The organism is Streptomyces sp. NBC_00045 (assembly GCF_045041095.1).
Lineage (GTDB): Bacteria > Actinomycetota > Actinomycetes > Streptomycetales > Streptomycetaceae > Streptomyces.
Window position 1 is genome coordinate 34,695 of sequence record NZ_CP108271.1, and the last position, 25,797, is coordinate 60,491.

The following is a 25,797-nucleotide window of genomic DNA, read 5'->3' on the forward strand; positions in this document are numbered from 1 at the left end:
CGGCTGTAGAGTGAATTGGTGTCCACTCCACGCCAGTCCCGCGCCGACCGCCGCCGAGCGACCGAGGCGCGCATCCTCGACAGCGCCCGGGAGTTGTTCGCCGAGAAGGGATTCGAGCGCACCACCATTCGCGCCGTGGCGGCCGCGGCGAGCGTCGACCCGGCTCTGGTCATGCAGTACTTCGGCTCGAAGCGGGAGCTGTTCAACCAAGCCATGCAGGCCTTCCCCGCCCCGCTGACGGCCACTCATACCGACGCGCTCGTCGATCAGTTGCTGGCCTCGCTTGGCCTCAAGCTCGGCGGTCTCCCCGAAGGCACGCTGGCGATGATGCGGTCCATGCTCACCGATCAGGCGGCAGCCGATCACGTCCGTGTCGCCCTCGGCCGGCAGATCGATAGCGTCGGTGCCGCCCTGCCCGCAGCCGAGGATCCCGAACTGCGCGCCGCACTGGTTGTCACCACGTTGCTGGGCGTCACCATCGGCTACCAGTTGCTCGGCCTGGCCTCGCTTCGTGAGGCCTCTGCCGATCGCATCGCCGCATTGCTCCGCCCGGCCATCAAAGCCTTGGCAGGACCGCCGGAGTGAACGCGAAGCCGACGTGCCACCCGGTCGTCGCCGCCCAGTACCAGCCCGGGAAGTGACGCTCACCCCGCGACCAGCGACACGCGGGCACTGGAGCGACATCCTCGAACCGGCCCGTCACCCAGTCTCGCAGCGGACACCGACGGTGGACGTGTACCGCGTCCACGTACGACAACTCGACGCAGGGCCCCGCCCGATCCACCCCAGCCGGTACAGCCATCCAGCGCCCCCAACGCACTCAGCCGCGTAGGATGGGTGAGCCGGAAGGTGTCACCGGGCAGCCAGTCACCAGCCGGCCCTCCCCGAGACAAACGGAACATCCGGAGAACCGGTGCCCGCTCCGTCTAGCCGGTAGGGATGGGACCAGTCAGCGCGCTGGGCACTGGGTGTCGAAGAGTGCATGTCGACAGGTTGATGTAATACCAAGGGGCATGACAACCATTACAGGGCTGGTCACCTACCTGCGCGGCGGGCTCGGCCGCGCCGAGCGGGCGCTGAGCGCCGCCGAGGAGGCCGAGGCCCTCGCCCCGCGCCGGCAACCGCGCCCCGACCCGCCCGCGTGGCTCATCGAGCGGAGCATCGGGGCTGGCTGAATGCCGGTCCCCGTCCACGCCGGGGACTGCTGGGACGCCCAGAAGCGCTGCACCGTCATGAGTGTGAAGGAGGCGCGGCGGGCGCTGGCCGAGGGGGTGGCCGCCTGCCCGCACTGCCGGCCCGACACCGCCCTCGGGATGCCGGAGTGAACGGCGGGCGGCACGGTGGAGGCATGTCCCCTGACCTGCGCATCGTCGTCTATCCCCCGGATGCCGAGGGCGGGCGCCGCGTCCGTGTCGACGGGGAGATCCTCGGCCGTGCCCTCGGCCCCGGCGACCTCCTCGAATTCCTGCGCCGCGCCGGCCTGGACCCCGACGATGTCCGCCTGGACGACGAGCTGCTGATCGAGTGGCGCGGCGGCGGCCATCGGTGTGGAGCCCGGAGCCCGGCGAGGAGTGACCACGGCAGGCGGTCGCCCGCCGAAGTTCGACAAGACCGACTACCGCGAGCGCCACGCGGTCGAGTGCGGGATCAACCGCCTCAAGCGCCACCGAGCCGTGGCCACGAGATACGACAAGCTGGCGGTCCGCTACGAGGCAACGGTCACTGTCGCCGTCATCAACGAGTGGCTCTGATCGTTACAGCGATCCGCGAATCTCTGGGCCAGCGTGTGACCCTCCAATCCAGAAGGCCAGCGCCTTCCGTCTACCTCCCAGCGACCGCCGCATCGCGTTGACCAGGCATATCTGCGCCTGAGCCACCTCCGCGCTGGCCTCCCGGAACTCCTCTTCGCCGAGCGGCGTACGGACCGGATCGACGTCTCGCGCGACGCGATCCAAGAAGCGGTCGACCGACTGACCAAAGCTGTCGACCTCTCCCGCAACCTCTGCGGGAGCGATCAGGCTGACCCGCGTCAGAACGGCGCTCCACTCGGCCCAGTCGTAGTCCCAGCCGCGACGGTCGGCGTGTGCGCGCTTGATCACCATCGTGAACTTGGCGTAGTGGCTCAGGAGTTCCTGGTAAGCAACCAGCTGCTGATCCCGCGACCACTGATGGTCCTGGCCTCGTCTGGTGACGATCCCGCCTACGAGCACTCCCACGGTCGCCGAGGCCGCTCCCGTAGCGGTCGTGATCAGCGCTTCCAGCAAAGCCACCCCAGCCCCCGTGCCCAGCAACTGCCGTTCGATCCCGCGATGGGAACATAGCACTGGTGCATATTGGCGCGTCAGAGCATGCGATGGCCTCGTAGCGGACGATGACGTCCGTGGCTGGCCGACGCTTTTGAAACACGCCCTACTGATCTTTTCGTAAGTTCGGTGGGTGTAGTGGGTGGATGGTGAGGCCGGTGTGGGCGAGGAAGGACCAGGGCAGTTGTGGGTTGTGGTTGATGCGGTGGATGCCTTGCTCGGTGGCGTCCGCGACATCGGCGAGGTGGTCGCCGGCGAGGTTGGCGAGTTCACGTTTTTTGAGTGAGGACCACAGCAGCTCCACCGGGTTCAGCTCGGGTGCGTAGGCGGGTAATCGCTCCAGGGTGAGCCAGTCCTGGCCGGCGACCCACGCCCGCATCACCCGGCTCCAATGGGCGGACAGGCCGTCCCAGACCAGGACCACCCGCTCCCCGCGGTAGAACACCTTCATCTGCTCCAGGACCTCGATGAGGGCGGCGGTGTCGTAGCTGCCGAGCTTGAGATGGAAGCACAGGCGGGCCCCTCGATCGGGGTCGGTGGAGTGGTATCCCAGGGCCCCGGCCATCGATGCCCGCTTCCAGTTCAGCCGGTGCCGCAGCAGAGGGGTCCGACCTCGGGGTGCGTAGGTGCGGCGGATCTGAGGCAGCAGGGAGACGCCCGATTCGTCGAGGAACACGATCCAGGCACGTGTGTTCACGGCCCCTTTTTGATCCGCGGCCACTCGTGCGCGATCCAGCGGGCGATCTCCGATTCGTCCCTCTCGACCGCCCACCGCTCGGGCCGCTGCAGACTCCATCCGAGCCGGCCGGTCAGCAACCGCCACACCGACGCCCTCGACAGCATCACTCCCGTCACCCGCTCAACGACGGCGCCAACTCGCTCCAGGGTCCACAGGTCGGCCTCGAAGCCATGAGCCTGGGCTCCCCGCTCCAACGCGGCCCGGACCGTCTCGACCTGGGCGTCGTCCAGCTTGGGCGGGCGACCGGTAGCCGCACGCCGCCGCAAGGCCGAAGCGCCACCTTCCTCCCACGCCCGCCGCCATCGCCGCACGCTCTCCGCACACACCCCCACCGCCCGCGCGATCTCCGCGTTCGAGACACCGTCCTCGAACAACTCGACCGCCCGAACACGACGCGCCTCCGCCAACTGAGGCCGCGGCAACGGAGGAAGGGAGACGCCAGCCGCAGAGGGCGAAGGTCGATAAGCCACCCCGACAGCCTCCCACCCACACCGCCACTACACCCACCGAACTTACGAAAAGATCAGTAGTCCCGGGTAACGCCATCGACATCGCTGTCAGCATCAACAGCTACTCCATGTAACCCCACCCACCAGCAACCCCGAGGCGGCGAACGACCAACCGCCACCCCGGCAAGGCACCACGCACCGCCTCTCAACCATCCACAACGATGCAAGAAATCCCCGGCAGGGCCGCTCACACCACTGTGAGCGGTCCTGATCCGCTCGGCCCGACCCCCGCCGAGCCCGCCCCCGCACGACCACCCAGAAGATGCCGGGCGAGTTCGCCCAGAAGCCCGCGACGAACAGGCCGCCGCGACGACGATCACCGCCCTCCGGCGTCAGCCGGACATCGCCTTCAGGGCGATGAACGACGCCTATCCGGACTACGATTTCTGCTTGGCCGGGCCCAGCGTGTAGTGAGCGATTCGGGTAACGCCCAGGCCGAAGATCTCCTCGCGCGCGGGTTCGCCACCCGGCTTACCGGCGGGCCATCAGCCGAGGCGTGGCCAAGCTGACCGCATACGGGACGGACTACACGTCCACGGGGAGCGACCGACATCCAACGCCGCGTCGCCGGGGAACTCGTCGTCATCCAGCAGCAACTCGGCCAGCCGTGCCTGTGGTCGGCGGCCACCCGGCTGATGACGCTAGACGCCAAGACGTTCCCCGGCTGCGACGGCGCGGCCACCGTGTGCTGGTACCGGATGTCCGCGACCGCCACCGACGAATCCGGAGATCCGGGCGCACGGGTGTGGGTGCGGGGGCTCGTAGCGATCGCCCTCGGGTCGAGAGAGCCTCACCCGGCGTCGCAGACGCCCTCGCGGACCAAGCTGGTACAGGAGGCGTCTCTGGGGACCGGCCGGCTCGTGGCCGCGGGCCCGCCGGCCCAGAGCACCGACCTGGTCGCCTACCTGCACCGCGCCTCCCGCAACCGGGCCAAGTCCGAGATCCGGCGCCAGGCCAGAGCCGAACGGCGCCTGTCGGTCAAGGGAAGCGACGCCCCCGGCGTCACAGCCGCAGCCGATTTCCTCCTCACCGGGCAGAACCCGCTCGAAGACCTCGTGATCCCCGCGATCCGGGCCATGAAGGAGAGCGGCTCCGCAAGGTGGTGGAGCTGGTGAGCCGGAACCGGACGACGGGAACAGAAGCAGAGCTGAACGGCCTCCTCACTCACCACGGTTCATGGTGAAGACGAAGCTCTCGGAGTTGTAATAGTTGGGCAGGTGCCCGAGGTAGGAGCCCTCGCGGGGTGGATTCTCGTTCCACCAGTCCTCTGGACCGAACAGGTGTGAGGAGTAGTCGCTGGATGCGACGCGTGGCACGAACTGCAAGCGGAACGCGTCTGTTCCCTTCTCCGGGCTGATCCTCCATAGCTGTACGGCGTGGCGGCTTGAGGAGCGGTCACTACAGTCGTTCAGGACGACCCGGACGATGTTTCCGCCGCCTTCCGTACCGTCGAGGCACTTGCCACTGCCCGTGTTGCGGAACTCGTACGCGCCGAATACATCAGTGAACGTCTCCCACCGCTGCAAGGCCACCCCCTGGCACTCCTCAAGGCGCAGTGCGGCCCCTGCGGCACGGCTCTGCGCGCCCACGCACAGCCCTGTCGCTCTGTTGACGAGCAGGAAGCCGATGGGAGCGCTGCTCTGTGTGGGGGTGGGGGTGGGGGTGGGGGTGGCGTTGTCTTCCGGCACCGGGTCTTCCAGCGTGCTCGACGGAGTGGGGGAAGCAAGAGCGGGGGTCATGGTGGATGGGGCAGGGGACGCCGTGGTGGCAGCGGCGGCCGCGGGTATGGGGGGCACGATGCTGGCGTGAGTCGGGTGCGTAGGGGGGGTGTCGGAGGGGCTGGTCGTCTCGATGGCGGTGACGATGCCCGTGGCCGCTACGGTGACGGAGAGGGCTGCCACGAGGAGCGCGGCACGGGACCGCGTGACGGACCGGCTGCGGGGACGTGGCACCAGGGGTGGGGAGCCTGGGCCGGCCCTCGTGCTCATGTCGAACGCAGCGGGCGCCGGTGCTTGCGAGCTGGCGTCCGGGGTGTCGGCTCGGCGTATGGCTGCATTCTGTGCCGCGTCCAGGAGAAGGCCGGTGAGGGCGGCCTGGCTGCCGTTGCGAAGGATGGCAAGGTTGGTCCGGGCCTCCGAGCAGCTACGGCAGGCTGTGGTGTGCTGGGCGAGAACGTTCGATGATTCGGAGAAGCCGCCTTGGAGCGTGTCATCCATCGCGGCGGTCAGATGCCGGCAGGTCCGGCTTGGGGCCTGTACGGCGTAGGTCCGCAGGTATGCCTCGCACAGCTGGCCCCGGGCCGAGGGGGTGAAGGATGTGTCGCGTTCAGGGCACTCCGCCTGACGGAGCCTGGTGTGTCCGGGGACTTCGGCTATTTCGGGGCACAGAGACTGCTGCGATGCGGGGGACAGTGTACGGAAGGCCCGCAGGACCAGGGGGTCCTCGCCGGCGGCCGTCTGGGTCACGGTGCTCCTTGTTGCAAGTACGCAAGATGCCGCGATGTGCGGAGAGGGGAGGCATGAGCCGGCCTGTCGGGGCGGGTATCGGATGGAGCCGCCCGATGAGGAGAACCGCAACGACCTGTGCCTGTGGTTCGACACAGGGACGGTGCACTCTCCTTGGCCTCTTGGGGAGATGAAGAGTGCAGGCGAAAGGCGAAGCGAGTCAAGTGGCGAAATCCTGAGCGAAGTTGAGCATCGAACTGACCTATTTTCAATAGGTCACGAACGGGTATCAGCTGCCCAACCGGTATGCCCCACCTCAGGATTCCGCCGCATCCTTGGACCTGACTCGCATTTGGCGTTAGGCAGTGTCTTCAAAGGGTTCTGATGGGGAATCATGTGTTGCATGGTGCGTCGTCATGAGCTGTCGGATCTGGAGTGGGAAGCGTTGTCCGCGTTGTTGCCGCGGTCGCCGTCGGGGCGGCCGCGGCTGGACGACCGGCGGGTGCTGAACGGGATCGTGTGGAAGCTGCGGACGGGGTCGGCGTGGCGTGATGTGCCGGAGCGGTACGGATCCTGGCGGACTCTGTACACGCGTTTTCGCAGGTGGGCGCTGGATGGGACGTTCACGCGGATGCTGGCCGCGGTCCAGGCGGAGAAGGATGTGACTGGTGACATCGACTGGCTGGTGTCGGTCGACTCTACGGTTGCGCGGGCCCATCAGCATGCTGCGGGCGCCCGAAAAAAGGGGCGGAGCAGGGGGACGAAGTATGTGATCACGCCCTCGGACGATCCTGAGGCGGACTGACCACGAAAATCCACCTGGCCTGCGACGGTCGCGGCCGGCCGCTCGGCTTCGTCCTCACCGGCGGCAATGCAGCCGACTGCACCCACTTCGAGGAGGTCATGGACACCATCAAGGTCCGCAGGGCCGGGCCCGGACGGCCCCGAACCCGCCCGAACCACGTCTTGGGAGACAAGGGCTACAGCTCCCGCAAGATACGCGCTTACCTGCGCAAACGCGGGATCGGCCACACCATTCCCGAACGCCGCGACCAGCGGGCCAACCGATCCCGCAGAGGCCGCGACGGAGGCAGACCGTGCGCCTTCTACAAGGAGCTCTACAAGAAACACAACGTCGTCGAACGCTGCTTCAACCGCCTCAAGCAGTACCGCGCGATCGCCACTCGCTACGACAAAACCCGCGAGTCCTACCAGGCAGCCGTCACCATCGCGTCCCTGATTCTCTGGCTCAAGCCCCTTTGAAGACACTGCCTAGCGGAGGGTGGCCCTATCCGAGGAGGATCGGTGGCGGAGGAGGCGAAGCGCCCTCCGGCCGTTTGGGACGCTGGCAGAGCACCGCATCCGGGAAGCGTCCCCCTTCTAGGCCGCGCCGGACAGGCCGAAGGCGCATGCGAAGTCGCCGCCCTGCGCTACCTCCTGGCCGGCGCCGCCCGATTGCCGGCCCTCGTCCGCGACCGTGTCAAGGCGGCAGTGAACGCCAGGACTTGACCCACGCAAACGGGCGTCTGATCGCGGCAGCTCGTTGCTGGCGAGGCCGGGTGCACGGTCATTCATGCGGACTCCTTGCAGGGAGAACGGTGGCTTCGCCCCGACGTGGCCGCGCCACGCCGCGAGCACCCCGTCGGCGACCGCCCACAGCCACACACGAGCAGCTCGCGGGACTTCAACATCCCCCACGCCTGGACTGAAAGCCCAGGCTGGACAGAAAGGCCACAGACGGATCCCTCCCAGTGGCCACGAGGTCGACGTCGCGTTCCGCATTCGCCACAGATCTCCGTGACGAGTCCGTCCGGGACGCGGGCTGCCGGTCCGGGTGGACGCGGCGGCAGGGGCGACGCGATCGACTCCGGTCAGAACAGGGTGGACCAGGGCGGCGACGGCGGGAACGGCGGCGAGGGCAGTGCGGCCGGCAACGGCAGTGTCACCGCCGCCGAAGGGGCCCAGGCCCGTGCCGTCGGGGGCCGAGGGTGACGCGGCGGGATCCGCGGACGGCAGCCCCTCCAACGGCGGGCAGGACGGCGCCGACGGTGCCGTCAGCATCAGGACCGCCTGACGCCCGGCCGAACACCAGACAGGCCACCGAGCAGGACACGGGTGCCGACAGCTCTGACGGACAGTCGGCACCACGCCGTTGCACTGCCAGCCATCGCAAGAGGACGAGGCAGGAGTCCTTCCCCCCTATGGCGACCCGCGCAGGCGTTCGAGGGCCTTGTTCCCGGGACGAGTGTGTCCTGACCGGTTCACCCCAGCCGACTCGTTCTGTCGGGACAGACTCCGATCCGACGCACCGGTCACGCGCGGAGCCGCACTCGGCGAGTGCGGCTCCGCGCACTGCCGTCTCAGCTGATCGCGATGTAGCCGCGGTAGCTGCCGGAACCCGGGTTCTTCTGGTCGTAGCCGACCAAGATCCGGCTGATCTGCTTGCCCGCGTTCTCATCGAGGCTGACCGTGACGTGGTTCCAGGTATCGAGGGTAAGTGCAGTGACCCCTCAGGTCCCGACACTTCTGCTTTATTCCGCGAGGTCCAGTCGTTGATGCCGGCGGAGCCTCTCCTGGTACGGCGTGATGTAGCCGATCGTTGAGTGGATCCGCCCCGGTTGTAATGTTCCGCGATCCAGCGGAAAACGTCCTGCCAAGCCTGCGCCCGGGTTTCCCAGACGGTCGTTTCGATCTCTGCTTTCAGGACGGCGAAGAGGCTCTCCGCGGCGGCATTGTCGCAGCACGAGCCGGCCCGGCCGGTGCTCTGCCGGATGTCCAACTCGCCGAGCAGAGCGCGGAATTGACTTTGAGGTGTACTGCGTCCCGCGATCCGAGTGAAAGATCGCGTTGCCCGCCGTATGCCCGCCCGCATGAGCCATCCAGATGGCGTCCGCGACCAGCTCGGTGCGCATGTGGTCGGCCATCGACCAGCCCACGATCTCCCGCGTGCACAGATCGATCACCGTCGCCAGGTACAGCCATCCCTCTGCCGTCGGCAGGCAGGTGATGTCCCCGACGAATGAAGTCCCGCAGAATCAGATCCGGTGCCGGCGGCGCCGTACTGTCCTGTCTCGTCAGCGACCGCGACTTCCGTCGCGTTATCCCGACGATCTCACGGTCCCGCATGATCCGGGCGACACGTTTGCGGTTCACCACGTGCCCCTGGTCCCGGAGTTTCCGGGTGATCCGCAGGGCCCCGTAGGATCCCCGGGAATCGGTGTGGATCTCCCGGATGCGGCGGGCCAGGCCCTCTTCCTCATCGGCCTACTCCTGCCGTGCCTCCTTGTTCTGGTGCCAGATGTAGTAGCCGGAGCGGTCCCATCCGAGAACGTCGCACATCCGCTTCACCCTGTGGGTGTTCCGGCGCTCGTCGACGAAACGGAAGCGGATCACCGTGTCGTCTCCCGCGCGAAATAGCCGGCGGCCTTCCGGAGGATCTCGTTGTCCTTCTTCAGCCGGGCATTCTCCCGCCGCAGGCGCTTGAGATCTTCGCCAGGAGTCATGCCGATGTCACCCCCGCGGTCCGCTGCCTGGACGCGGGGCCGGTTCTCGCGGACCCATTTTCGCAGGGTCTCCAGATGGATACCCAGGCCGTGGGCGATGTCGGTGAGGGAACGGTCCGGCGAAGACCGCACCAGGTCCACCGCGTCCCGCTTGAACTCTTCAGGGTAGTTCTTCCGCTGTGCCACCTTGGATCACTTCCCCTGGATGACGAAGCATCCAGCGTCCAGGTGTCGGAATTTCGGGGGTCACTCCAGGACACTCCAAATCCGAAACAGCCGCCCGCATGTGCATCTCGCGCCGCACCGTCAGCACCCACGTCTCCAACATCCTGCGCAAGCTCGGACTGACGCGGAGCCCGGCGGGCAGGACTGTTGCGGTCACAAGCCGTTGACGCGGGCGCTTCTTTCTGCGGCCAAGGGGGTGAAGTTCGCTGTGATGACGCGGCCCGTTCTACGGCCCTGCCGCGCGTGCGGAGTCCGAGCCTGCGCCATCAGCCGGCGGCTTCGCAAGGTCATCTCCAGTTCAAACCGGGTACGGGGGTCACGTAGCTGCGGGCCGAAGAGTTTCTCCAGTCGCCGCATCCGGTACCGGACGGTCTGCGGATGCACGTTCAGGGCCTTCGCGGCCTCCGGGGCGCCACCGCGTTCGAGCCAGGCGAGAAGGGTCTCCTCCAGCCGCTCGCTCTGGCGTGGGGTCAGGCCTGCCAAGGGCCGCAGCCATTGGGCGGCCAGCGCCTGGGCCAGCGGTTCGTCCTGGAGGAGGATCAGAGTGGAGAGGTGGTCGTCGACGAAGACGGGCCGGGTCTCCGGCCCGTGGCGGGCCGGGGTGAGGGCGAGCAGGCGCAGGGCGCAGCGCAGGGAGGACGCGGTGTCTTTCAGGGCGACCTGATGGCCCACGGCTGCGAGGCGTCCGCGCAGCGGGAGTTCCAGCCGCGCCCGGGCGTCCGGACCCGGGCCGGGGCTCGGCACGAGCAGGCAGGGCCGGCCAGCGAACATGCCGACGAGGGAGTCGCCCAGCACGGCCGCGAGCCGTTGTGTCTCGCCCGGGGTGGCCAGTACGACGCCCCGTACGGCGGGCGCAAGAGGCCAGCCGGCCGCCTCGGCCAGGTCGGGGAGGGACCGCTGCGGGGCGGCTCTGGCGTCGGTGAGCGCCGTGAACAGTTCCTGGCGTGGCCGGTCGGGCGGTGCGGCGGGTTGCTGCCGGTCGCCGGCGCTGGTCTGGTCTGCGGCCTCGTGTCCCATGTGATCTGCGGGTGCGGTGACGGTGGGGCGAGCGGGCACGGGGCTCCTATGGCGTGCAGGTTGCCGGGTGTCCGGGCGGCGTTCCTCGCACCTTCCGCCAAGTGGGGCTTCGCTCTCGTGGTCGGGACCGTGCTCCCCGCCGCTGGGGTCCTGCTCTTCCGGACGCTGGTGGCCGAGGGCGGCGATCAGGGCTTTTTCCACTGACTGTCTGAGCGATTCGTCGTCGATGGTCTCGCTGTCGTTGACGAGTGCGGAGAATCCCGGGATTCCTCGCAGGAGCTCTTCCGCTATCTCGTCGGCCAGCACAGGAAGTTGCGTGCACAGGAGGCGGATCCACTCGCCCGGGGGGCGGGACCAGTTGCGGTTCAGGTTTTCGCACATCGTTTCCTCGTCGGTTCGGGGCGGGGCCCCTTGGGTGGGAAGGTGATGTGCCCACCGATTTCTTGAGGGGCCCGGTTCTTGGGCCCGCGGGCCTCGATGCCTTGGGGGAAGGTGCGCGGCGCCGGCCTGGGCCGGTTCGGGTACATCTGCCTCCGGTCCGTACCGAGCCGCGCAGGGCCACGTCCTCGGCCGGGGAGAGCGGGAAGGGGACCATGCCCGTTCTCGCTTCCCCGGTTCGTCTGCGCTGTCCGGCGCGGCGTGAGGAAGTCGAGCGTCACGACGCGGTCGCTGCAGTGCGTGCGCGGGCACGCCCGGCCGTACCGCAGGCTTGGTCCGGGCTCAGTCGCGCGTGAGGATCCGGCGGCGCGGGCGGGTCAGGGCGCCGGGGCACGTGATGCGGGGCGGTGGCTGCCTGGTCTATTCGGCGGGAGGCCGGTGGGCGATGACGATGCTGATGCTGATGAGCTCTGCGGGCCGGAGGGCAGCGAAGCCGACGTGGATGGAGAGGCTGCCTTGTGCCGTCTCTGGCGGGTTGTTGCTGTCGTCGCAGATCACGTGGAAGGAGTCCTCCGGGGTCTTTCCGAGAAGTGCGCCGGTGCGCCACTTGCTCGTGAGGAAGGACGTGACAGTCGCGCGGACGGTGGCTCGCAGCCTCTCGTCGTTCCGCTCGAAGGCGGCCCAGCGGGTCTCGCTGCTGATCGATTCCGTGAGGTGGTTGGCGAGGCGCCGGACGTGCAGATAGCGCCAGTCACTGTCCTGGGAGAGGGTGCGGGCGCCCCAGATCAGCGTTCCCTGGCCCGGGAAGGCCCGCAGGCAGTTCACGCCCATGTGGTTCAGTGCGCCCTGCTCGGCAGCGGTGAGTCTGCGCTGCAGCCGCGTACGCCCGCGGAGTGCCACGCGGGTCGGCGCCTGGTGAACGCCGTGCTCGGCGTCGGTCCGTGCCCAGGTACCCGCGACGTGCCCAGTCGGCGGTATCAGCCGGGTCTCCCCCCGGCTGGTGCCGCTCACCGACAGCCAGGGGTGGTAGACCGTGGTGTACTGGGCCTCCTCTTCGTTCAGACCGAGCCGCTTCGGCAGCGCGGCGGCATCCGCGTCCTTGGCGGTGTGCAGGAGAGCCATCCGGTTGGGAGCCGCCGCGCAGTGCCGGGCGATGACCCTCGCGATCATCGCACCGTCATCTCCGCCCTCCCACAGGTCCGGGGTGATGACGATGTTCACTTCAGGGTCCAGGGATGCCAGGGCCGCCTCGTATCCCGCGATTGAGCCGTCTTGTCCTGCGCCCACGATCCAGCAGGTGCCGCCTCCGTTGGCGAACCAGCCGGACACGGCGTCGGCCAGGTACGGGGATCGCGCCCCACCCGATTCGGCAGCCCGCTTCTCCTCATCTGCCATCGGGGCGTCCTTGTCGAACTCCTTCCACGTCGTGATCCTGCGGGGCTCGCCCGCTTGCAGGTGGCCGACAAGCGCAGCGATCGACGTCGAGGAACCGGACGGCGGCCGAACTCCGGACGAAGACAGGTCGTTGCTGGAGACGCCGGGTGCACGGTCGTTCATGCGGGCTCCTTGTAGGGAGAGCAGTGGCTTCGGCCGGGCTTGGCCGTGCCACGCCGCGATCACCGCTTCGGCGGCCACGCTCGGGCGTAGGCCGCCAGGTTCGGGCGTAGGCCGCCGGCCTGGAGGGGACCGATGCGTGTTCAGGCGGCGGCCGGGAGGACTGCCCAGTAGGTGACGGTGTGGGCCAGGATGCGGGTGCCGTGGGCGCTTGCCAGCAGGGCGATGATGCTCACGCCGCGACCGTGCTCTTCCGGCGCGCAGCTGGTTGTCCAGGTGCCCTCGTCGTCGGCGGGGCCGCCGTCGCCGACCTCGATGCGTAGGGCGCCGTCGTTTCCGGGTCGCTGAAGGTGGAGGGCGACGGGGGGCAGGGCGTGTTCGACGGCGTTGGTGACGAGTTCGGAGACGACGAGCAGTGCTTGGTCGATGGTCTCCTCAGCTACGTCCCATCCATCGAGAACGGCGGTGGTGATGCGGCGCGCGGTGCCGGCGGACGCGGGATGGTGCGGGAGTTTCCAGACGCAGGGGCGCGAGTCGGTCCGTGCGTGGGTGGCGGGCTGCGGTGGGACGGGCGTCGCGGCGGCTGGGGAGGGGGCCGTTTCGATGTCGGTGCTGGCGTCCATGGCAGGGTCCTGGCGGTGGGGGTGTGAGCGGGTGTCGGCGATGCTTCGCCTGTCCGGCTGTGGTGGTTACCGTAGGAGCTGGTGGAGGACGGCTGAGGCGAGTGCCGCGTCGAGGGCGCCTACACCGGTGAGGTCGGCGACCGTGATCGCCGTTTCGCTGCGGTTGGGGGGCGTTTTGAGCAGGTGGCCGGCAGCGGTGTCGCTGTCGGGGGCGGCGGCTCCGGCGCGGACGGCGTGGCCGAAGTCTCCGTGGTCGAGGCACTGGGCGTGGTCGTCGGTGGCGATGAGCTGTGCGCGGCGGAAGAGCGCTGGTGGGAGTTCGTTCTTGTGTGGCATGTCTGTGCCGATGCCTGTCACGTGTGCGCCTTCGCGCACGTGGGTGGCGTCCAGGACGGGGGCTGTGGCCGGGGTCGTAGTGATGATCATGTCTGCGGCGGCTGCCTCTTGGGCCGTTGCGGGCCGGGCTTGCAGCCCGGCTGTGTGGAGCTGCTCGCACAGGGCGTTGGCTTTGTGCACGGTACGGCCGTGAACGAGCACGGTGGCGATGGGGCGGAGTTTGGCCAGCCAGGTCGCCTGTAGGCGGGCTTGTTCGCCGGTGCCGAAGACGGCCAGTGTCGCGGCATCCGGTCGAACCATGGCGTGGGTGATCAGCGCGCCTGCTGCTGCGGTGCGCCAGGCGGTGAGCATGCCGCGGTCGTCGAAGATGGCGCGTATCTGTCCGGTGCGGGCGCTGATGACGCAGACCAGACCGTGGTTGGAGGGAAGGCCGAGGCCGTGGTTGCCGTAGAAGCCGGTTGCGATCTTGACGGTGAAGTCGGTGGCGCCGGTGATCCATCCGGCTTTGACGTGGCAGTCGCCGTCGGCTTCGGGGAATGCCATGTGAAGAGGCGGCGGCACCAGGGTGCGGCCTTCGGCGTGGGCAATCAGCGCGTCTCGGACGGCGTCGAACACCAGTTGCGAGGTGGCGGCCTTCTCGATGTCGGCCGGGTCGAAGACGGGCAGTGCCGTCGTCATCGGCTCATCCGCATCCACGTGGCGAAGGCGGACAGGCCCTCTTCCGGGTCGCGGCGGCCGATGCCGATGCGGAACCGATCGGCGGGGGTGGCGGTGAGTTCGGAGTGGTAGATGCTCGCGGGCAGCAGCAGTACGCCGGCTTCTTCCACCAGGCGGGTGCAGAATGTCTCCACCCCGTCGGGGCCGAGATAGCGCGGGTAGGCCACGCATCCGCCGTCCGGGGCCTGCCATTCGAAGTCGTCTGCGAACTCGGAGAAGAACGACTCGAACGCCGGCAGGTTGCCCGCGATGAGGGCGCGGTTGCGGCGGAGGATCGGCTCGCGGGCTTTCAGCGCGATGCGGGCCAGGATCTCGCTGGGCGCGGAGTTGCAGATGGTGGTGTAGTGCTTGGCCCGCTCCAGGCGCGAGAGCAGCTCGCGGTCGCGGCAGGTGATCCAGCCGATGCGGAGCCCGGGCAGCCCCAGGGACTTCGACGTCACGTTCAAGGACAGGGCGCGTTCGGACAGGTCTGCGGCTTGCGGCAGGATGCGGGCCGGGTCGCGCTCCAGGCCGCGGTAGACCTCGTCGCTGAACAGGTGGATGCCGCGCTCGTCGCACAGGCGGGCCAGCGCGGTGAAGTCGGCCGCGTCGATGACCTTGCCGGTGGGGTTGTTGGGGAAGTTCACCGACACGACCCGGGTATTGGGCCGTATGGCCGCCGCCACCTCGTCGAGGTCCAGGGCCCAGTCCCGCTCGGGGTCGAGAGCCACGCCGGTGACCTCGCACAGCGCCATCGGCACGGTCTCGGCGGCCTGGTAGTTCGGCGTCACCACCACGGCGTGGTCCCCGGCGTCGAGCAGGACGTTCATCGCCAGGTAGAGGGCCTCCTCGGCCCCTGCGAAGCAGATCACGTCGTCCGCGCCGACGTTCTCGTAGGTCTGTGCGATCACTTCGCGCAGGGCCGGGTCGCCGAAGGTCTCGGTGTATCCCAGGGGCAGGTTCTCGAAGGCGTCGCGGTCCTTGTCGTCGGCCAGTGAGAGGAGCTCGCCCAGCGTCATGGTCTGGACATCGGAGGCGGTCAGGTGGTGGCGGGCGGTGAACTCCCACCGCGAGAAGTACGTCTCCAGGCGGAAATCGGGCAGCCGGGTCATGATGCATCAGTCCTTTTCGCTTGGTGCTCTGAGTTCGGCCAGCAGGCCGTAGACGGTGGACCGCGACACCCGCAGTGCCCCGGCGACGACGGGAGCGGCGCGGCGCACCGCGAACACCCGGGCCTCGTCGAGGCGGCCGAGGACGGCCAGGCGGTCCTGGCGGGTCAGGCGTTCGACGGGCCGCCCCGTCTCGCGGACGTAGCCGCCGATGATGTGCTGGATGCGCTCGGACCAGTCCTGCTCGAACAACGGCTCGGGGCGCTGCACGGTAGGGGCGCCGAAGGCGGACAGGACCGCCGCTGCCTGTTCCAGCGGCGTGCGGTCGAGATTGATGCACAGCACCGCCGACGGCCGGCCCTCGGGATCGCGCAGGACCGCGCTGACCGACGACAGGCGCCGGCCGTCCACCAGCAGTTTCTCGTACGGCCCGTATACGTCCCGCGCCGATGGGTCGAGCTCGTCGAGTTCGCCCAGCAGCGAAGGATCCCCCGGGCCACGGGAGGTCATCGGGTTCCAGATCTCCAGAACCTGATCGGTGTCCGGGTCATGCAGGACGACCTCGGCGTACGGACCGAGCAACAGCGCCACCGCGTGGCACACCGGCCCCCACGTCCGAATTCGAGGGTCCCGACCCTCTTCCATTTCACCCATGCCTGGACTGTACGTCCAGACTGGACAGAAAGTCCAGCACCTCTGTAGGCGGCAGTCCGCACAACCGATCCCACGTCCCAGCCGGGCTGCTGCCGGCACTGGCAAACGCCTCGCGCCCGGCACCTGGCGGGCGAGTCCCAAGGTTCGGCGGCGGCAGGCCCTTCCTCGGTCCACACCGACGTACCGCCCGCGAAGACCGCTCCCTCCCGTTCCCGCACGGGCGCAGGGGTACGATGCGGCCGATGACGCTGAGGCGGCCGTGGTGGTCGTGGCGACAAGGCGGCGAGGCGGGCGGTGCGGGCGTCGGCGGCGAGATGGTCGGGCTGGAGGGATGGGGCCCAGGAGAACGACCACGAGAAGGACGGCTTCGCGCTGCTTGTGGGCGACGCGGTCGCGGACGACGTCGGCGTACGACTGGGAGCTGAAGCCGCGGACCACGAGGACGGGGATGCCCGCGAACTCAAGCCAGCCGGTCAGCTGCTGTCGCGACGGCGAAGACAACCGCAGGGCCCCCACGGAGGGTGTCGGCGCAGTCTGCGATGAGGTCCGGGCGCAGCTTGCGCTGCGGGTGCCGCGGCTGCTCGGCGTATGCGTCGGCCGGATGGCATCCGGGCCGGCCGGCGCCGGTGGCCGGATCGGCGGCCTTTCGTCGCTGGCGCGTGGCCGGATACGACTGGGTACCCGTACCCCGCCCCACTCCCGCCGATCGCCATGGAGGCGCACCCCGATGACCCCAGTCGGCATGACCAGCTTCGACGACGTCTACGCTCTCCCCGACCCCCGCGGGTACTTCACCGCCCTGGGGCCGTACGAGTACCAGACCCCAGGCCACGCCCAGCCGGTCTTTCGCGCGCTTGCCGCCGAACTCGGGCCGGGGCGGCGTACGGTCCTCGACGTGTGCTGCTCCTACGGGATCAACGCTGCCCTCCTCAACCACGACGTCACCCTCGACGAACTCTTCGCGCACTACACTTCGGCCCGGGCGGCCGAACTCACCACCGCCGAACTCGCCGTCCGCGACCGTGACTTCTATGCGGTCCGCCGCCGCCCCGACGCCGTGCGGGCCATCGGCATCGACGTCTCGCGCCCCGCCCTGGACTACGCGGTGGCCGTCGGGCTGCTCGACGAGGGGCACTGCGTGGACCTGGAGCGCGCCGAGCCAGGCGAGCGGCTGCGCGGCTCGCTCGCCGGGACGGGCCTGATCACCGTCACCGGCGGCACCAGTTTCCTCACCGAGCGCACCTTCGCCCGGCTGTTCACCGCTATCGGCCACCCCGTGCCGGTAGCTGCCTTCGTCCTGCGCACCCACGACTACGGGGCGATCTCCGGCTGCCTGGAGTCGTACGGCCTCACCGTCGAGCGGGCCGCCACCACCCAGCCGCAGCGGCGCTTCACCGACCCCCGGGAGCAGGAGCGCGCGGTCGCCACCGTCACCGCGTTCGAAGAAGACCCGGCAGGGAAGGAGTCTGCGGGGTACTTCCATACCCGGCTGCACCTGGCCCGCTGAACGCGTCTTCCCGGCGAGGGTGGGATCTTCGGGTTTCGCGGGACGACGGTCTCTGGTGGTGTCGCCATCGGCACAGTAGGGTGTGGCTTCATTATGAAGCACGTACATAATTCTGGTCTGGCCCGTGACCCTGACGGCTCCCTCTACGACCCTGGTGTCCGGGACTCCATGCAGGCGTTCTCGGCAGGCGGCGACACCCGCGCGCTGGAGACGGCCGCAGCCATCCGGTCGGCCTCGCAGGCGGTCGACCGGCTGAGGTCGCACGGTGCGGGGGGACGTGGGCTCAGCGCGGGGGCGCTCGACGTCCTCGCACGGCTGAGCACAGCCGTGGGCGAAGGCCTGAGCATCGGCGAACTGGCCCGTGCGGCGGGGGTGAGTTCCCGCAACGTCACGGGCCTGGTCGACACGCTCGAACGTGACGGCCTGGCGCAGCGGGTCCAAGACCCGCACGACCGCCGGTCGGTACGAGCCACGATCACACCGGCCGGCCGCGACTGGCTGGACGCCTTCCGGCAGCCGACGCAACGCGCCATGTCCGCCGTCTTTCATGGCTTCACCGAAGACGAACTCACCCGGTTCCGCGACCTGTGCTTGCGCGTGGTCGAGAACCAGCAGCGCATCGAGCAGTACCTGAACGCGAGCCGGCACGACCAGCCGCCGGCTTCCTGAACCGACGACGACGGAGCACCCCATGCCCACCGACACAGCGTCCATAGCCACCCAACACATAGTCCGGGCCTACCACGAGGCCCGTTTCCGGGGAGACGTCAGCGCGGCCGCCGCCCAGATCGGCGAAGGCTTCCGCTTCCGCAGCCCGTTCATCACCTCCGACAGCCCTACCGGCCACCTCGACGGCCTGGACGGTCTCCTCGGCATCGTCACCGAAGTGGAGTTGATCAGCGAGCTGTACGGCGAGACCGAGGCCACCCTGGTCTACGACGTCCACACCACCCCTGCCGTCGGCATCACCCAGCACACGGCCGAGCACTTCCGCCTGCGCGACGGCCGGATCACCTCGATCAAGCTCATCTTCGACTCCGCCCCCTGGCAGGCCATCATGTCCGCGGCTGGCCCGACCCACGACGAGGCCGCCCCCACGCCGTGACCGGCCACGCGCCAGCACGACGCAAAGCATCGGCACGCCGCCGAGACAAGTACCCAAGTGCTCTCGAAACTGGGTTCTGGCGCAGATCTTGGGGAGCGGTCGCGGAGAGTCATCGCGGTGTTCGAGGACGGGGGTGTCCTATCTCGTTCAATCGAGGCGTCTACTCAGCGAATCCAGTTGCTCGGCTGGCGCGGCCCGTCATTCAGCCGTTCGAATGTTCGCGGCGCAGGTGCTCAGAGCGGGACTGGAGGATGTCCAGGGCCTCGTGGATCGAGCAGCCGAGGTGGTCTCGGAACATCTTGATGGCCTTGATGGTCATGCCGCTGAGGATCTCCTGGTCCGCGAAAGAGAGCGGGCCGGCCGTCCATGGGGCGGAGGCGGGATCTCCGCCTGGCCAGTTGACGTCGGTCAGGGTGGCGAGCAGGCGGCCGTCCGCGAGCGCCACCGCCACGTCCATGCCGCGGGCCGCCTTCTCCGTGAAGGCAACGGGTGCAGTGTGGTCCAGGAGGAAGACGAAGTGCTGGGCTATACGTTGCCGCCATTCATCGAGTTCGCCGTCGGCGTCCAGGCGGAGGTTGGAGTTCCAGGCTGCCTGGGCGAGAACCGATACGAACAGTCCGAGGAAGTCCGACTTCAGCAGGTCGTCCGCGTGCTCGATCAGAATCGCGAGGTCCTGGTTCCCGTGGCCGGGGCCGTGCCAGTCGTGAAGGCAGTCGACGAGAGCGTCCCAGTTGTGGCCGAAGTAGCCGAGGAACGACAGCTCCCGGGCGAAGGTGCGAAAAACGGACCCCGGATCACGCAATTCCCGGCCGTCCAGCCGCAGGACGAGACCGTTTCGCTGCACGAGCGCGGCCGTTTCCGACGCCAGCCACGGGTCGGCCGGTGAGGTGAACACGACCCATGGAGAGCGGTGTTCCGTCAGAGTGGGCTTGGTCAGCATGGGTGAGATCCTTGCACGGCGTTTGCTCGGAGCCCTAGCGATTAAAGGAGGACAGATCCCCGGCAAGCATTCCCCAGAAGGCCACGTTCGCGAGGCTCTTCGTCTCGGCGCCGCCGTAGTAGCCGGCCGCCACGAAATACCCGCAGACAGCGATCGCGGCGCCCAGGAGAAGGAGCAACCACCAGCCTCGGCGGCCCCGCTGCCCTCGCTGCTTGCCTACCACCCCCGTCAGCCCTCCCCCATTCGACCATCCAGCCCATGAGCCTACGCAGCCAACCGTTCGGGCCGTCCTCCGGCCAAGGTTCGGACACCCATGACGCGTTGCCCCATCCGACCTGCGGCCGCGGAAACGGCCAACTTGCATCTGCGTGGAGTGCGGAGAACCCAGCGAGACGCCCAGCTACAACAACGTCGTGTGCCTGGGACAAGGGCCAGGCAGGCTGTGCGGCACTCGCCGCAACGCGGAGCGCCTCCGACACCCTCAGGCATGCGTCGTCATCGTCTTCAAGGCCCTCGGCTCGCAGATCATCGGCACGTACGAAAACAATCGCACCCCGATCGACTGCATCTGCCTCACGTGCAACAGCAAGATCAGACCGACGTACTCCAACTCGATGCGGCCGGGAATCGGTCCGTGCAACAAGGACTGCAAGCGCCTCAAGATCGGTAACAGCCGCCGCGGCGGGGCCGGGCGCATCATGCGGGCTCGGCGAGCAGTGACCGCACACGTTCGTTGCCCGTGGTGGAAAGGTGTTCCGCCAGTCTCCGTCCCGCCGGGCCTTTCGCCCGGTGAACCGCCGTGACGGCATGGACCATGGCCCGGTCGCCCGGTGCGGCATGGAGGATGCGTGTGATCAGATCTACGGCGAGTTCCTCGTCGACGGTGACGACCGAGTTCGCAAGATCGACGAGTTGGGTCGCCAGGTCGAATCGGTAACGCGTGCCGGCTTCGATGGATTGCATGGCGCGTGCGATGACTGCTCGAATTTCTGGAAGGCAGGCCCGCACCACCGATTCCTCCAGGTAGTCCCCCAGCCTCTCTTCAAAGTATTCGCGGTCCGCGATCCGGATGAGCGACCTGAAGGTTTCCAAGCGGAAAGCGGATGAATTCTTTTCCTCCGCAAGCTCCCTGCTGTCCGCTGCGGCCTCGGAGAACTTGCCGTAGCTGCTGTCCACCGAGAACTTGCGGTCCATGACGAGGTCGTACCAAGGAGTAGCCTGCGGATCGAGGGTAGCCTCCTGGACGGTTCGATACCCCACGGGTTCGCCCCAGGCCACAAGAGCCAAACACGCGAGATACCTTTCACGGTCCGGCGCCGCGGTGTCACCGAGCAGCGCAATAAGCCCGGGGACACGTTCCCGGTGCTCGAAGTGATCGTAAGCCCCATAGATGACATCATCGACATCGTCGGTACGATTTCCATCGAAGTCAGTTCCGAGGAGAGATTCGAACTGGGTCATGCCACTACCTTGCCTCATTCCGGTCCAGTGATGTAGCCACGCGGCACGATGCCCTTGATGAGCCATTCCTGATCCCGTTGTGTGTTCATCATGTCCACCATGCGTTGCTCAATGCGCTTCGTCTTGGTCTTGCCGAGTCCCAGCTCAGCAGCTGCTGCCTCGATCTCAGGCCGTGAGCTTCCCGGTGGAACCGAGAGATCGACGGGCCGTCCCGCGATTCCGTCAGCGCTGGACTGAATCGCCTGCTGGACCTGATCCGGTGAATGCACCTCGACACCTTGCGCACGCCCGGAGGCGATGTCCTGTTCCAGGCGAGGCAGGTCAATGCGGATCTTACCTGCGCCAAATGCCTTGGCGTCGGCTCCGTCGCTGCTCAGCGACGTGTACGGGCTGTCCGACTTTGCCGGATCCCCACCGACGACGTGGTCGACGATGCTGGCCTGACCGTCAGGGTTGGCCGGCACCAGGTCGCCATCGGCATTGAGGTGGGCCTTGCGCTGTCCGCGGCTGTTGTGCTCGGCGCTGAAGTCATCGTCCTGACGCATCAGATGCGGGCGGTCCCCATGAGAACGAACAGGCTCCGAGTCTCCCTGCGGAGGGTCGCCCTCGCGCTTCGGTCCACTCCCGCTGTCGGTTGCCGCCTCTCCCTCGGCCTTCGCGGCCGCCGACGCTTCCCTGCGTCCGGCGCTCTCCGCAGCCTCCTCGCCGATACGCACGCCCGCGCGGGCTCCGCCCAGCATCCCCTTGGTACCAAGGAATTCCGGAAAGAGGCGGGCCGACGCCTTCGCTGAAATCGCCCTTGAAGCTTTCGACGACGCCTGCGGGGATACGTTCGGGACGGGCGGCGGTGGATACGAGGCCCGCGAGAGTCATGCTGAGGTGCTGCTGGTAGTCGGCGGGGTGGGTCAGGTTCTAGGGGTCGGCAGGGTTCCGACCGCGGCCGAAGTTGAAGATGCCAGCGGTGCTCTTGGCCGCTCCGCCCAGGACGTGGGTGAGCTCGACGAGTGCCTGAGAACCCTCGTAGTCCAGGAACTCGGCCTTGATCTGGCGTGCCGTCGACGGCTTGGCCGGGGCGTGGTGGGTGGCGGTGGCGATCGCCCGCTCGACGGCGCGGGCCGCGTCGTCGCGCTGGCGGCGCGCCTCGTCGAGGATCTCCCGGGCCCGCGTGGAGGCTGCCTCGCCCGGGTCGGCACCCGGCGCCGGACAAGAGCCCGGGTTCTGACCGGCCTTGACGGCCGCCTCGTACGCTTCGGCCTTGGTCTTGTATGCCTCGGCGGCGTCCTTCGACGCTTTCATGCCCTGTCGGTAGAGGTCGATGGCCGCTTGCGCTTGGTTCTGCGCCCACAGCAATGTCTCGGCGTAGCCGTTGAGCGCGTTGCCTGAACTCTCGCATGCGTCGGCGGCGTGGAACCAGTCATTGGGGTGCATCTCGAACTTCGCCCGGAACGCGTCGGCCGCGGCTCCCTTCCAGTGGCCGGAGTCGAGGTCCTTATCCCCTGTCCGACCCGGTTGAAGGCAATCTGGAAGTCCTGCAGATGGGCGACCGACTCCCAGATTGCGGCAGGCTTGACGTGGCAGCAGCTCGGCGGCCTGCTGGGTCTGGCCGAGCTGCTTCTCAGGCATGGCTCCCAGGCCATGGGCGACGTCGTCGCCGAAATCCTCGACCTTGTCCGCCCAGTCGTGTGCACCCACGTAGTCCAGGCCGGCACCGATTCCGTCGGTTGCCACATCGACGCCGTGGCCGATGGCCTTCTTGGCTGCGTCCACGCCATGGCCGAGCTTGTCCATGCCCTGCTCAAGCAGCCCGCCGAAGCCGGTCATCAGCGCTCATCACCGGTGGGGGCTTCGGCGCCGGCCCGGCGATGCCCTCGATGGTCCGATCCATCTCCTCGCGCAGGCCGAGGGCGTCGATGATCTGGTTCGAGGGGAGGATTCCAGAGCCGTTCACATCGTGGATGGCCTTCTTCCAGGCATCCCCGCTTGGGAAAGCTGCTCGAACGACTTCTTGCTGTAGTCCGCGTCCCGGATCTGGGTGTACGGGTTGTCGGCCAGGACCTCGCCCCAGCCCTCTCCCGTGATCTCGCCCTCGGACGCGTACGGGTTGCCCCAGGCCGAGTTGGTCACTACCTTGAAAGCGCCCTGGAGATACTGGTCCTGCTCGTGCAGAACACCGGCCGACAGACCGACGTCGTCGGCGAAGTCGTTGCCCTGCTGAACGAGAGAGCGCACACCCCACTCCCACCGTTCACAGAACCTGCTGAAGGCGGTCGACAGACCGTCGTGCCCCGTGTCCATCCCTGACAGTGCGAGCTTGGCGAAGCCCCGGCCCATGCCGGCCGTGCCCACCATCCCGATCTCCTTCAGCTCAGCCAGGGTCTCCGTGATGCCCTGCGCGATCTGTGTGAGCGCTGCGTTCGAGACGTCGAGATCCGGCTGTTCCCCGCTCACGCCGCCACCTCCCCGTCCAGTGCAACCGCGTCCGCCACAATGCCCCGCACCGGCGGGAACACCACACCGTCAGGGCCAGCCAAGTTCAACGCGACACCGCAGGGAAAGTCCAGCGCCGGTACCACCCCGTCCAGCAACCGCGCCCCGGCCACGTAACGGTAGGTCCACTCCTGGCTCGTTTCGCCGCGCGCCGTGGCGAAACGGGCCAGCGCGTCCTCGCCGGAGAACACGCAGATCCAGTCCAGACCGCCGAGTTCGGCCGTCCACAATCCGCCCGCTTCATCCAGCGGGACGAGTGCAGTCCGGCCGCGGAAGTCCGCCAGCCGCTCCAGTACCGCCTCCCGGGCTTCCTCAAGCGGATCAGCTTCGGCCGATGGGGAAACCACAACCACGGCCGACGGCATCGCCGTGCCTGAAGCAACGCGTTCGGCTGCCTCGGCCCGCAGCCGGCCCCACTCCTCAGGGATCCGATGGCACGCACAACTCCCCTGCCCCACACTCCAGGTGTCCCGTCGGCCGGCGCGACCGCCTGACCGATCGGCACCCGGCTCCGTCACTTCTGGCCAAGCCGCTCGGCTACGACACCGTCGTCGCCCGCGACACCTCCGAACCGGTCCGCAACGCGCAAGGGAAGCCGCGGATCTACCTCCGGCCGGAGAACGCCGACGGCACCAGGAAGAGCTTCACCATCAGCACGTGGGCCGAGGCGGGCGCACAGGGGAAGGTCGTCGCCAGCCAGGACGGCAATCGGACCAGCTCCTTCATCCTGTACGCCGACGACTCCTCGAACTGGCGCTTCGCCCTGGCCCATGCCGACGCCGACGGATGGCCCTTCGACTACACCTACATCGCCAATGACGCGGCCCGGTTCATCCCGGGTACGTGGACCCGTCTGACGGCCGTCTATAACGCGGACACCGGCCTCATGAGCCTCTACGTCAACGGCGTACTCGCCGGCACTGGAACGCACCGGGCCTCTACGAGCCCTGCCCCCAGCGGACCCCTCGTCCTTGGCCGGTTCAAGGCCGACGGAACCATTCGGGACCACCTCGACGGCGGTATCAGCGACTTCGCCGTCCACCCCTATGCCGTCGCCCCCACCGCCCCTGGCGCAGCCGGCCCCATCGCGCTGTCCGCTTCGACCACCAACTGCGTCGACAACGACTTCAACCGCCCCAACCCCGGCAACAAGATCCAGATCGCCGCCTGCAACGGCAGCGACGCACAGAAGTTCCAGATCCTGGGCGACGGAACCATACGAACCAACGGCATGTGCCTCGGCGCGGTGAACGCAGGCACCGCGAAAACGACGCTCATCGAACTCCAGGTCTGCGACAACAGCGGCCCGAGCCAGCGGTTCCTCCCCCGAGCCGACAACAGCATCTACAACCCGGTCTCCGGCCGCTGCCTCGACCTCGGCAACCTCGACACCCGTCCCGGAACCCCGCTCTGCTGCCGTGCTCCCGAAGCCGGGATGGCGGCCGCTGCCGCCATTACGCGCGGGAGAGCCGTGTTCTGCCCGTCAGGTGGTCATCGAGTGCAGCTGGGCGAACTCGTCGGCCAGCAGGCCCATCATCACGACATCGTGGTGCCGGCCGGAGAGGTACACGAGCTCACGCAGTCGGCCCTCCTCCACGAAGCCGAGCCGACGATGGAGAGCCAGGGACGCTTCGTTGTGCGCGAAGATCCGCACCTGGCACTTGTGGAACCGGTGCTCGGCGAACATGAAACGAAGCAGCAGCACCGCGGCTTCTGCCGCGTAGCCCTTGCGGCGGTGCTCAGCGCCGATCGTGATCCCGTACTCGAACCAGCCCGAACGCGCGTCAGCCTGATGCGAGCCGACGGCACCGACTATCTCCCCTGTACCGACGGCTTCGACCGCGAGCTGGAAGCAGTCGCTGTCCCGCTTGCCGGTCGCCTGTTCATTGGCCCAGGCGCGGTATCCCTCGGCGGACCGAGGCGGGCTGACCAGGTCCCCCAGGCCCTCCTCGTCCTCCGCGAAACGCATGAACGCAGCCGCGTCATCGGGCTCGATACCGCGCAGACGTACGCGCTTGCCCATCCAAAACGATGTCATCCCCTATTGGATCACTCCCGGCTCCCCGAGTCCACACCTCCAAGAGGCTGGACTGGCCCATGACCTGCGCTTTCAGGTTGCCGAACACCCACTTGCGAACGGGCACCGGGGCCCATCACGGCGACGGACTCCCCCGCTGGCAGCCGGAGGTCGAGGCACTCGAACGGCG

General features: G+C 68.2%; 30 protein-coding genes and 3 pseudogenes. 11 read left to right on the top strand and 22 right to left on the bottom strand.

Translation table 11 applies throughout. The features are described 5' to 3' along the window. Positions 1–18: 18 nt before the first annotated feature. From OHA65_RS00240 to OHA65_RS00255, 4 genes are all read left to right on the top strand, one after another. Positions 19–585, top strand: a complete 567-nt coding sequence (locus tag OHA65_RS00240) for a TetR family transcriptional regulator (RefSeq protein ID WP_327281021.1) — start codon at positions 19–21, stop codon at positions 583–585. A gap of 428 nt (positions 586–1,013) precedes the next feature. Beyond that, on the top strand, positions 1,014–1,175 hold the full coding sequence (locus OHA65_RS00245; protein ID WP_327281022.1) for a hypothetical protein: 162 nt from the start codon (positions 1,014–1,016) through the stop codon (positions 1,173–1,175). Next, positions 1,176–1,325 carry a DUF6233 domain-containing protein gene (locus OHA65_RS00250; RefSeq protein WP_405760616.1) on the top strand — a complete coding sequence of 50 codons (150 nt, stop codon included), beginning with the start codon at positions 1,176–1,178 and terminating at the stop codon, positions 1,323–1,325. Positions 1,326–1,571: 246 nt separating this feature from the next. Continuing rightward, positions 1,572–1,751 carry a hypothetical protein gene (locus OHA65_RS00255; protein ID WP_405760619.1) on the top strand — a complete coding sequence of 60 codons (180 nt, stop codon included), beginning with the start codon at positions 1,572–1,574 and terminating at the stop codon, positions 1,749–1,751. Positions 1,752–1,754: 3 nt separating this feature from the next. On the opposite strand, the gene OHA65_RS00260 is transcribed toward OHA65_RS00255, so the two are convergent. The 3 genes from OHA65_RS00260 to OHA65_RS00270 form a co-directional block, all read right to left on the bottom strand. After that, positions 1,755–2,270: a hypothetical protein gene (locus OHA65_RS00260; RefSeq protein WP_327281025.1), complete on the bottom strand. Its 516-nt coding sequence runs from the start codon at positions 2,268–2,270 to the stop codon at positions 1,755–1,757. Positions 2,271–2,409: 139 nt separating this feature from the next. After that, positions 2,410–3,000 (bottom strand): transposase, encoded by a 591-nt coding sequence (locus OHA65_RS00265; protein WP_327281026.1) that lies wholly within the window; start codon positions 2,998–3,000, stop codon positions 2,410–2,412. Beyond that, the gene (locus tag OHA65_RS00270; protein ID WP_405760622.1) at positions 2,997–3,512 is read right to left on the bottom strand and encodes a winged helix-turn-helix domain-containing protein; all 516 of its coding nucleotides are present in this window, start codon (positions 3,510–3,512) and stop codon (positions 2,997–2,999) included. The genes OHA65_RS00265 and OHA65_RS00270 overlap by 4 nt, the downstream gene beginning before the upstream one ends. Positions 3,513–4,186: 674 nt before the next feature. On the opposite strand from OHA65_RS00270, the gene OHA65_RS00275 reads away from it, so the two are divergent. Then, on the top strand, positions 4,187–4,666 hold the full coding sequence (locus OHA65_RS00275) for a hypothetical protein (protein WP_327281028.1): 480 nt from the start codon (positions 4,187–4,189) through the stop codon (positions 4,664–4,666). 45 nt (positions 4,667–4,711) lie between these two features. Here OHA65_RS00275 and OHA65_RS00280 read toward each other — a convergent pair whose 3' ends face one another. Then, positions 4,712–5,290 carry an RICIN domain-containing protein gene (locus OHA65_RS00280; RefSeq protein ID WP_328761015.1) on the bottom strand — a complete coding sequence of 193 codons (579 nt, stop codon included), beginning with the start codon at positions 5,288–5,290 and terminating at the stop codon, positions 4,712–4,714. Between the two features lie 1,108 nt (positions 5,291–6,398). Here OHA65_RS00280 and OHA65_RS00285 point away from each other — a divergent pair. Continuing rightward, positions 6,399–7,258, top strand: a pseudogene (locus OHA65_RS00285) (IS5 family transposase). Positions 7,259–8,526: 1,268 nt separating this feature from the next. Here the strand turns inward: OHA65_RS00285 and OHA65_RS00290 are convergent. The 4 genes and pseudogenes from OHA65_RS00290 to OHA65_RS00305 all read right to left on the bottom strand — a co-directional run bounded on the left by OHA65_RS00290 (position 8,527) and on the right by OHA65_RS00305 (position 9,684). Next, positions 8,527–9,003, bottom strand: coding sequence for a DDE-type integrase/transposase/recombinase (locus OHA65_RS00290; protein WP_405763345.1), 477 nt, complete (start codon positions 9,001–9,003; stop codon positions 8,527–8,529). A gap of 91 nt (positions 9,004–9,094) precedes the next feature. After that, positions 9,095–9,241: pseudogene (locus tag OHA65_RS00295) on the bottom strand (IS3 family transposase); the annotation flags it as partial. 18 nt (positions 9,242–9,259) lie between these two features. After that, complete coding sequence (locus tag OHA65_RS00300; RefSeq protein WP_327281030.1) at positions 9,260–9,388, bottom strand: hypothetical protein; 129 nt, start codon at positions 9,386–9,388, stop codon at positions 9,260–9,262. After that, positions 9,385–9,684 carry a transposase gene (locus OHA65_RS00305; protein ID WP_327281031.1) on the bottom strand — a complete coding sequence of 100 codons (300 nt, stop codon included), beginning with the start codon at positions 9,682–9,684 and terminating at the stop codon, positions 9,385–9,387. The genes OHA65_RS00300 and OHA65_RS00305 overlap by 4 nt, the downstream gene beginning before the upstream one ends. A gap of 50 nt (positions 9,685–9,734) precedes the next feature. On the opposite strand from OHA65_RS00305, the gene OHA65_RS00310 reads away from it, so the two are divergent. Beyond that, a complete protein-coding gene (locus tag OHA65_RS00310; protein WP_405763347.1) occupies positions 9,735–9,890 on the top strand; it encodes a LuxR C-terminal-related transcriptional regulator in 156 nt (51 codons plus the stop codon). Here the strand turns inward: OHA65_RS00310 and OHA65_RS00315 are convergent. The 6 genes from OHA65_RS00315 to OHA65_RS00340 all read right to left on the bottom strand — a co-directional run bounded on the left by OHA65_RS00315 (position 9,877) and on the right by OHA65_RS00340 (position 16,090). After that, positions 9,877–10,779, bottom strand: a complete 903-nt coding sequence (locus OHA65_RS00315; RefSeq protein ID WP_405760625.1) for a PucR family transcriptional regulator — start codon at positions 10,777–10,779, stop codon at positions 9,877–9,879. The two genes, OHA65_RS00310 and OHA65_RS00315, sit on opposite strands and share 14 nt — an antisense overlap. A gap of 759 nt (positions 10,780–11,538) precedes the next feature. Beyond that, entirely contained in the window at positions 11,539–12,675 is a 1,137-nt protein-coding gene (locus OHA65_RS00320; RefSeq protein WP_327281033.1) for a phage tail sheath subtilisin-like domain-containing protein, read from the bottom strand. Positions 12,676–12,815: 140 nt separating this feature from the next. Beyond that, positions 12,816–13,295: an ATP-binding protein gene (locus tag OHA65_RS00325; RefSeq protein ID WP_327281034.1), complete on the bottom strand. Its 480-nt coding sequence runs from the start codon at positions 13,293–13,295 to the stop codon at positions 12,816–12,818. Between the two features lie 66 nt (positions 13,296–13,361). Further along, positions 13,362–14,309, bottom strand: a complete 948-nt coding sequence (locus OHA65_RS00330; RefSeq protein ID WP_327281035.1) for an ornithine cyclodeaminase family protein — start codon at positions 14,307–14,309, stop codon at positions 13,362–13,364. After that, a complete protein-coding gene (locus OHA65_RS00335; RefSeq protein ID WP_327281036.1) occupies positions 14,306–15,439 on the bottom strand; it encodes a pyridoxal phosphate-dependent aminotransferase in 1,134 nt (377 codons plus the stop codon). The genes OHA65_RS00330 and OHA65_RS00335 overlap by 4 nt, the downstream gene beginning before the upstream one ends. A 6-nt stretch (positions 15,440–15,445) precedes the next feature. Then, positions 15,446–16,090 carry a PAS domain-containing protein gene (locus OHA65_RS00340; RefSeq protein ID WP_328761025.1) on the bottom strand — a complete coding sequence of 215 codons (645 nt, stop codon included), beginning with the start codon at positions 16,088–16,090 and terminating at the stop codon, positions 15,446–15,448. Between the two features lie 727 nt (positions 16,091–16,817). Here OHA65_RS00340 and OHA65_RS00345 point away from each other — a divergent pair. The 3 genes from OHA65_RS00345 to OHA65_RS00355 all read left to right on the top strand — a co-directional run bounded on the left by OHA65_RS00345 (position 16,818) and on the right by OHA65_RS00355 (position 18,702). Next, positions 16,818–17,597, top strand: a complete 780-nt coding sequence (locus OHA65_RS00345; protein WP_327281038.1) for a hypothetical protein — start codon at positions 16,818–16,820, stop codon at positions 17,595–17,597. 93 nt (positions 17,598–17,690) lie between these two features. Continuing rightward, positions 17,691–18,266 (top strand): MarR family transcriptional regulator, encoded by a 576-nt coding sequence (locus tag OHA65_RS00350; protein WP_328761027.1) that lies wholly within the window; start codon positions 17,691–17,693, stop codon positions 18,264–18,266. A 22-nt stretch (positions 18,267–18,288) separates the two neighbouring features. Next, entirely contained in the window at positions 18,289–18,702 is a 414-nt protein-coding gene (locus tag OHA65_RS00355; protein ID WP_327281040.1) for a nuclear transport factor 2 family protein, read from the top strand. Between the two features lie 202 nt (positions 18,703–18,904). On the opposite strand, the gene OHA65_RS00360 is transcribed toward OHA65_RS00355, so the two are convergent. The 7 genes from OHA65_RS00360 to OHA65_RS00390 form a co-directional block, all read right to left on the bottom strand. Next, positions 18,905–19,642 (bottom strand): barstar family protein, encoded by a 738-nt coding sequence (locus OHA65_RS00360; protein ID WP_327281041.1) that lies wholly within the window; start codon positions 19,640–19,642, stop codon positions 18,905–18,907. Between the two features lie 696 nt (positions 19,643–20,338). Continuing rightward, positions 20,339–21,103, bottom strand: a complete 765-nt coding sequence (locus OHA65_RS00365) for a hypothetical protein (RefSeq protein WP_328761029.1) — start codon at positions 21,101–21,103, stop codon at positions 20,339–20,341. Between the two features lie 14 nt (positions 21,104–21,117). Continuing rightward, positions 21,118–21,819, bottom strand: a complete 702-nt coding sequence (locus OHA65_RS00370) for a hypothetical protein (RefSeq protein ID WP_328761031.1) — start codon at positions 21,817–21,819, stop codon at positions 21,118–21,120. A 196-nt stretch (positions 21,820–22,015) separates the two neighbouring features. Beyond that, positions 22,016–22,924: a putative T7SS-secreted protein gene (locus OHA65_RS00375; protein ID WP_405760634.1), complete on the bottom strand. Its 909-nt coding sequence runs from the start codon at positions 22,922–22,924 to the stop codon at positions 22,016–22,018. After that, positions 22,899–23,051: a hypothetical protein gene (locus tag OHA65_RS00380; protein ID WP_328761033.1), complete on the bottom strand. Its 153-nt coding sequence runs from the start codon at positions 23,049–23,051 to the stop codon at positions 22,899–22,901. Before OHA65_RS00380 ends, OHA65_RS00375 begins: the two co-directional genes overlap by 26 nt. Then, positions 23,048–23,551 (bottom strand): hypothetical protein, encoded by a 504-nt coding sequence (locus OHA65_RS00385; RefSeq protein WP_328761034.1) that lies wholly within the window; start codon positions 23,549–23,551, stop codon positions 23,048–23,050. Before OHA65_RS00385 ends, OHA65_RS00380 begins: the two co-directional genes overlap by 4 nt. Further along, positions 23,548–23,955 (bottom strand): SseB family protein, encoded by a 408-nt coding sequence (locus OHA65_RS00390; RefSeq protein ID WP_328761036.1) that lies wholly within the window; start codon positions 23,953–23,955, stop codon positions 23,548–23,550. Before OHA65_RS00390 ends, OHA65_RS00385 begins: the two co-directional genes overlap by 4 nt. Between OHA65_RS00390 and OHA65_RS00395 the strand changes: the two are divergent. After that, positions 23,925–24,980 (top strand): annotated as a pseudogene (locus OHA65_RS00395) (LamG-like jellyroll fold domain-containing protein); the annotation flags it as partial. The gene OHA65_RS00390 and the pseudogene OHA65_RS00395 sit on opposite strands and share 31 nt — an antisense overlap. A 93-nt stretch (positions 24,981–25,073) precedes the next feature. Here the strand turns inward: OHA65_RS00395 and OHA65_RS00400 are convergent. Then, positions 25,074–25,628, bottom strand: coding sequence for a GNAT family protein (locus OHA65_RS00400; RefSeq protein WP_329312208.1), 555 nt, complete (start codon positions 25,626–25,628; stop codon positions 25,074–25,076). Positions 25,629–25,797: the final 169 nt, after the last annotated feature.

What these genes read in the sequence shown, in the direction of transcription:
- OHA65_RS00245 (WP_327281022.1), top strand. Translation starts at nt 1,014, where the DNA reads ATGACAACCATTACAGGGCTGGTCACCTACCTGCGCGGCGGGCTCGGC.
- OHA65_RS00250 (WP_405760616.1), top strand. Translation starts at nt 1,176, where the DNA reads ATGCCGGTCCCCGTCCACGCCGGGGACTGCTGGGACGCCCAGAAGCGC.
- OHA65_RS00275 (WP_327281028.1), top strand. Translation starts at nt 4,187, where the DNA reads ATGACGCTAGACGCCAAGACGTTCCCCGGCTGCGACGGCGCGGCCACC.
- OHA65_RS00280 (WP_328761015.1), bottom strand. Translation starts at nt 5,290, where the DNA reads ATGACCCCCGCTCTTGCTTCCCCCACTCCGTCGAGCACGCTGGAAGAC.
- OHA65_RS00320 (WP_327281033.1), bottom strand. Translation starts at nt 12,675, where the DNA reads ATGAACGACCGTGCACCCGGCGTCTCCAGCAACGACCTGTCTTCGTCC.
- OHA65_RS00325 (WP_327281034.1), bottom strand. Translation starts at nt 13,295, where the DNA reads ATGGACGCCAGCACCGACATCGAAACGGCCCCCTCCCCAGCCGCCGCG.
- OHA65_RS00330 (WP_327281035.1), bottom strand. Translation starts at nt 14,309, where the DNA reads ATGACGACGGCACTGCCCGTCTTCGACCCGGCCGACATCGAGAAGGCC.
- OHA65_RS00335 (WP_327281036.1), bottom strand. Translation starts at nt 15,439, where the DNA reads ATGACCCGGCTGCCCGATTTCCGCCTGGAGACGTACTTCTCGCGGTGG.
- OHA65_RS00340 (WP_328761025.1), bottom strand. Translation starts at nt 16,090, where the DNA reads ATGGGTGAAATGGAAGAGGGTCGGGACCCTCGAATTCGGACGTGGGGG.
- OHA65_RS00345 (WP_327281038.1), top strand. Translation starts at nt 16,818, where the DNA reads ATGACCCCAGTCGGCATGACCAGCTTCGACGACGTCTACGCTCTCCCC.
- OHA65_RS00350 (WP_328761027.1), top strand. Translation starts at nt 17,691, where the DNA reads ATGAAGCACGTACATAATTCTGGTCTGGCCCGTGACCCTGACGGCTCC.
- OHA65_RS00355 (WP_327281040.1), top strand. Translation starts at nt 18,289, where the DNA reads ATGCCCACCGACACAGCGTCCATAGCCACCCAACACATAGTCCGGGCC.
- OHA65_RS00360 (WP_327281041.1), bottom strand. Translation starts at nt 19,642, where the DNA reads ATGCTGACCAAGCCCACTCTGACGGAACACCGCTCTCCATGGGTCGTG.
- OHA65_RS00365 (WP_328761029.1), bottom strand. Translation starts at nt 21,103, where the DNA reads ATGACCCAGTTCGAATCTCTCCTCGGAACTGACTTCGATGGAAATCGT.
- OHA65_RS00375 (WP_405760634.1), bottom strand. Translation starts at nt 22,924, where the DNA reads ATGACCGGCTTCGGCGGGCTGCTTGAGCAGGGCATGGACAAGCTCGGC.
- OHA65_RS00390 (WP_328761036.1), bottom strand. Translation starts at nt 23,955, where the DNA reads ATGCCGTCGGCCGTGGTTGTGGTTTCCCCATCGGCCGAAGCTGATCCG.
- OHA65_RS00400 (WP_329312208.1), bottom strand. Translation starts at nt 25,628, where the DNA reads ATGACATCGTTTTGGATGGGCAAGCGCGTACGTCTGCGCGGTATCGAG.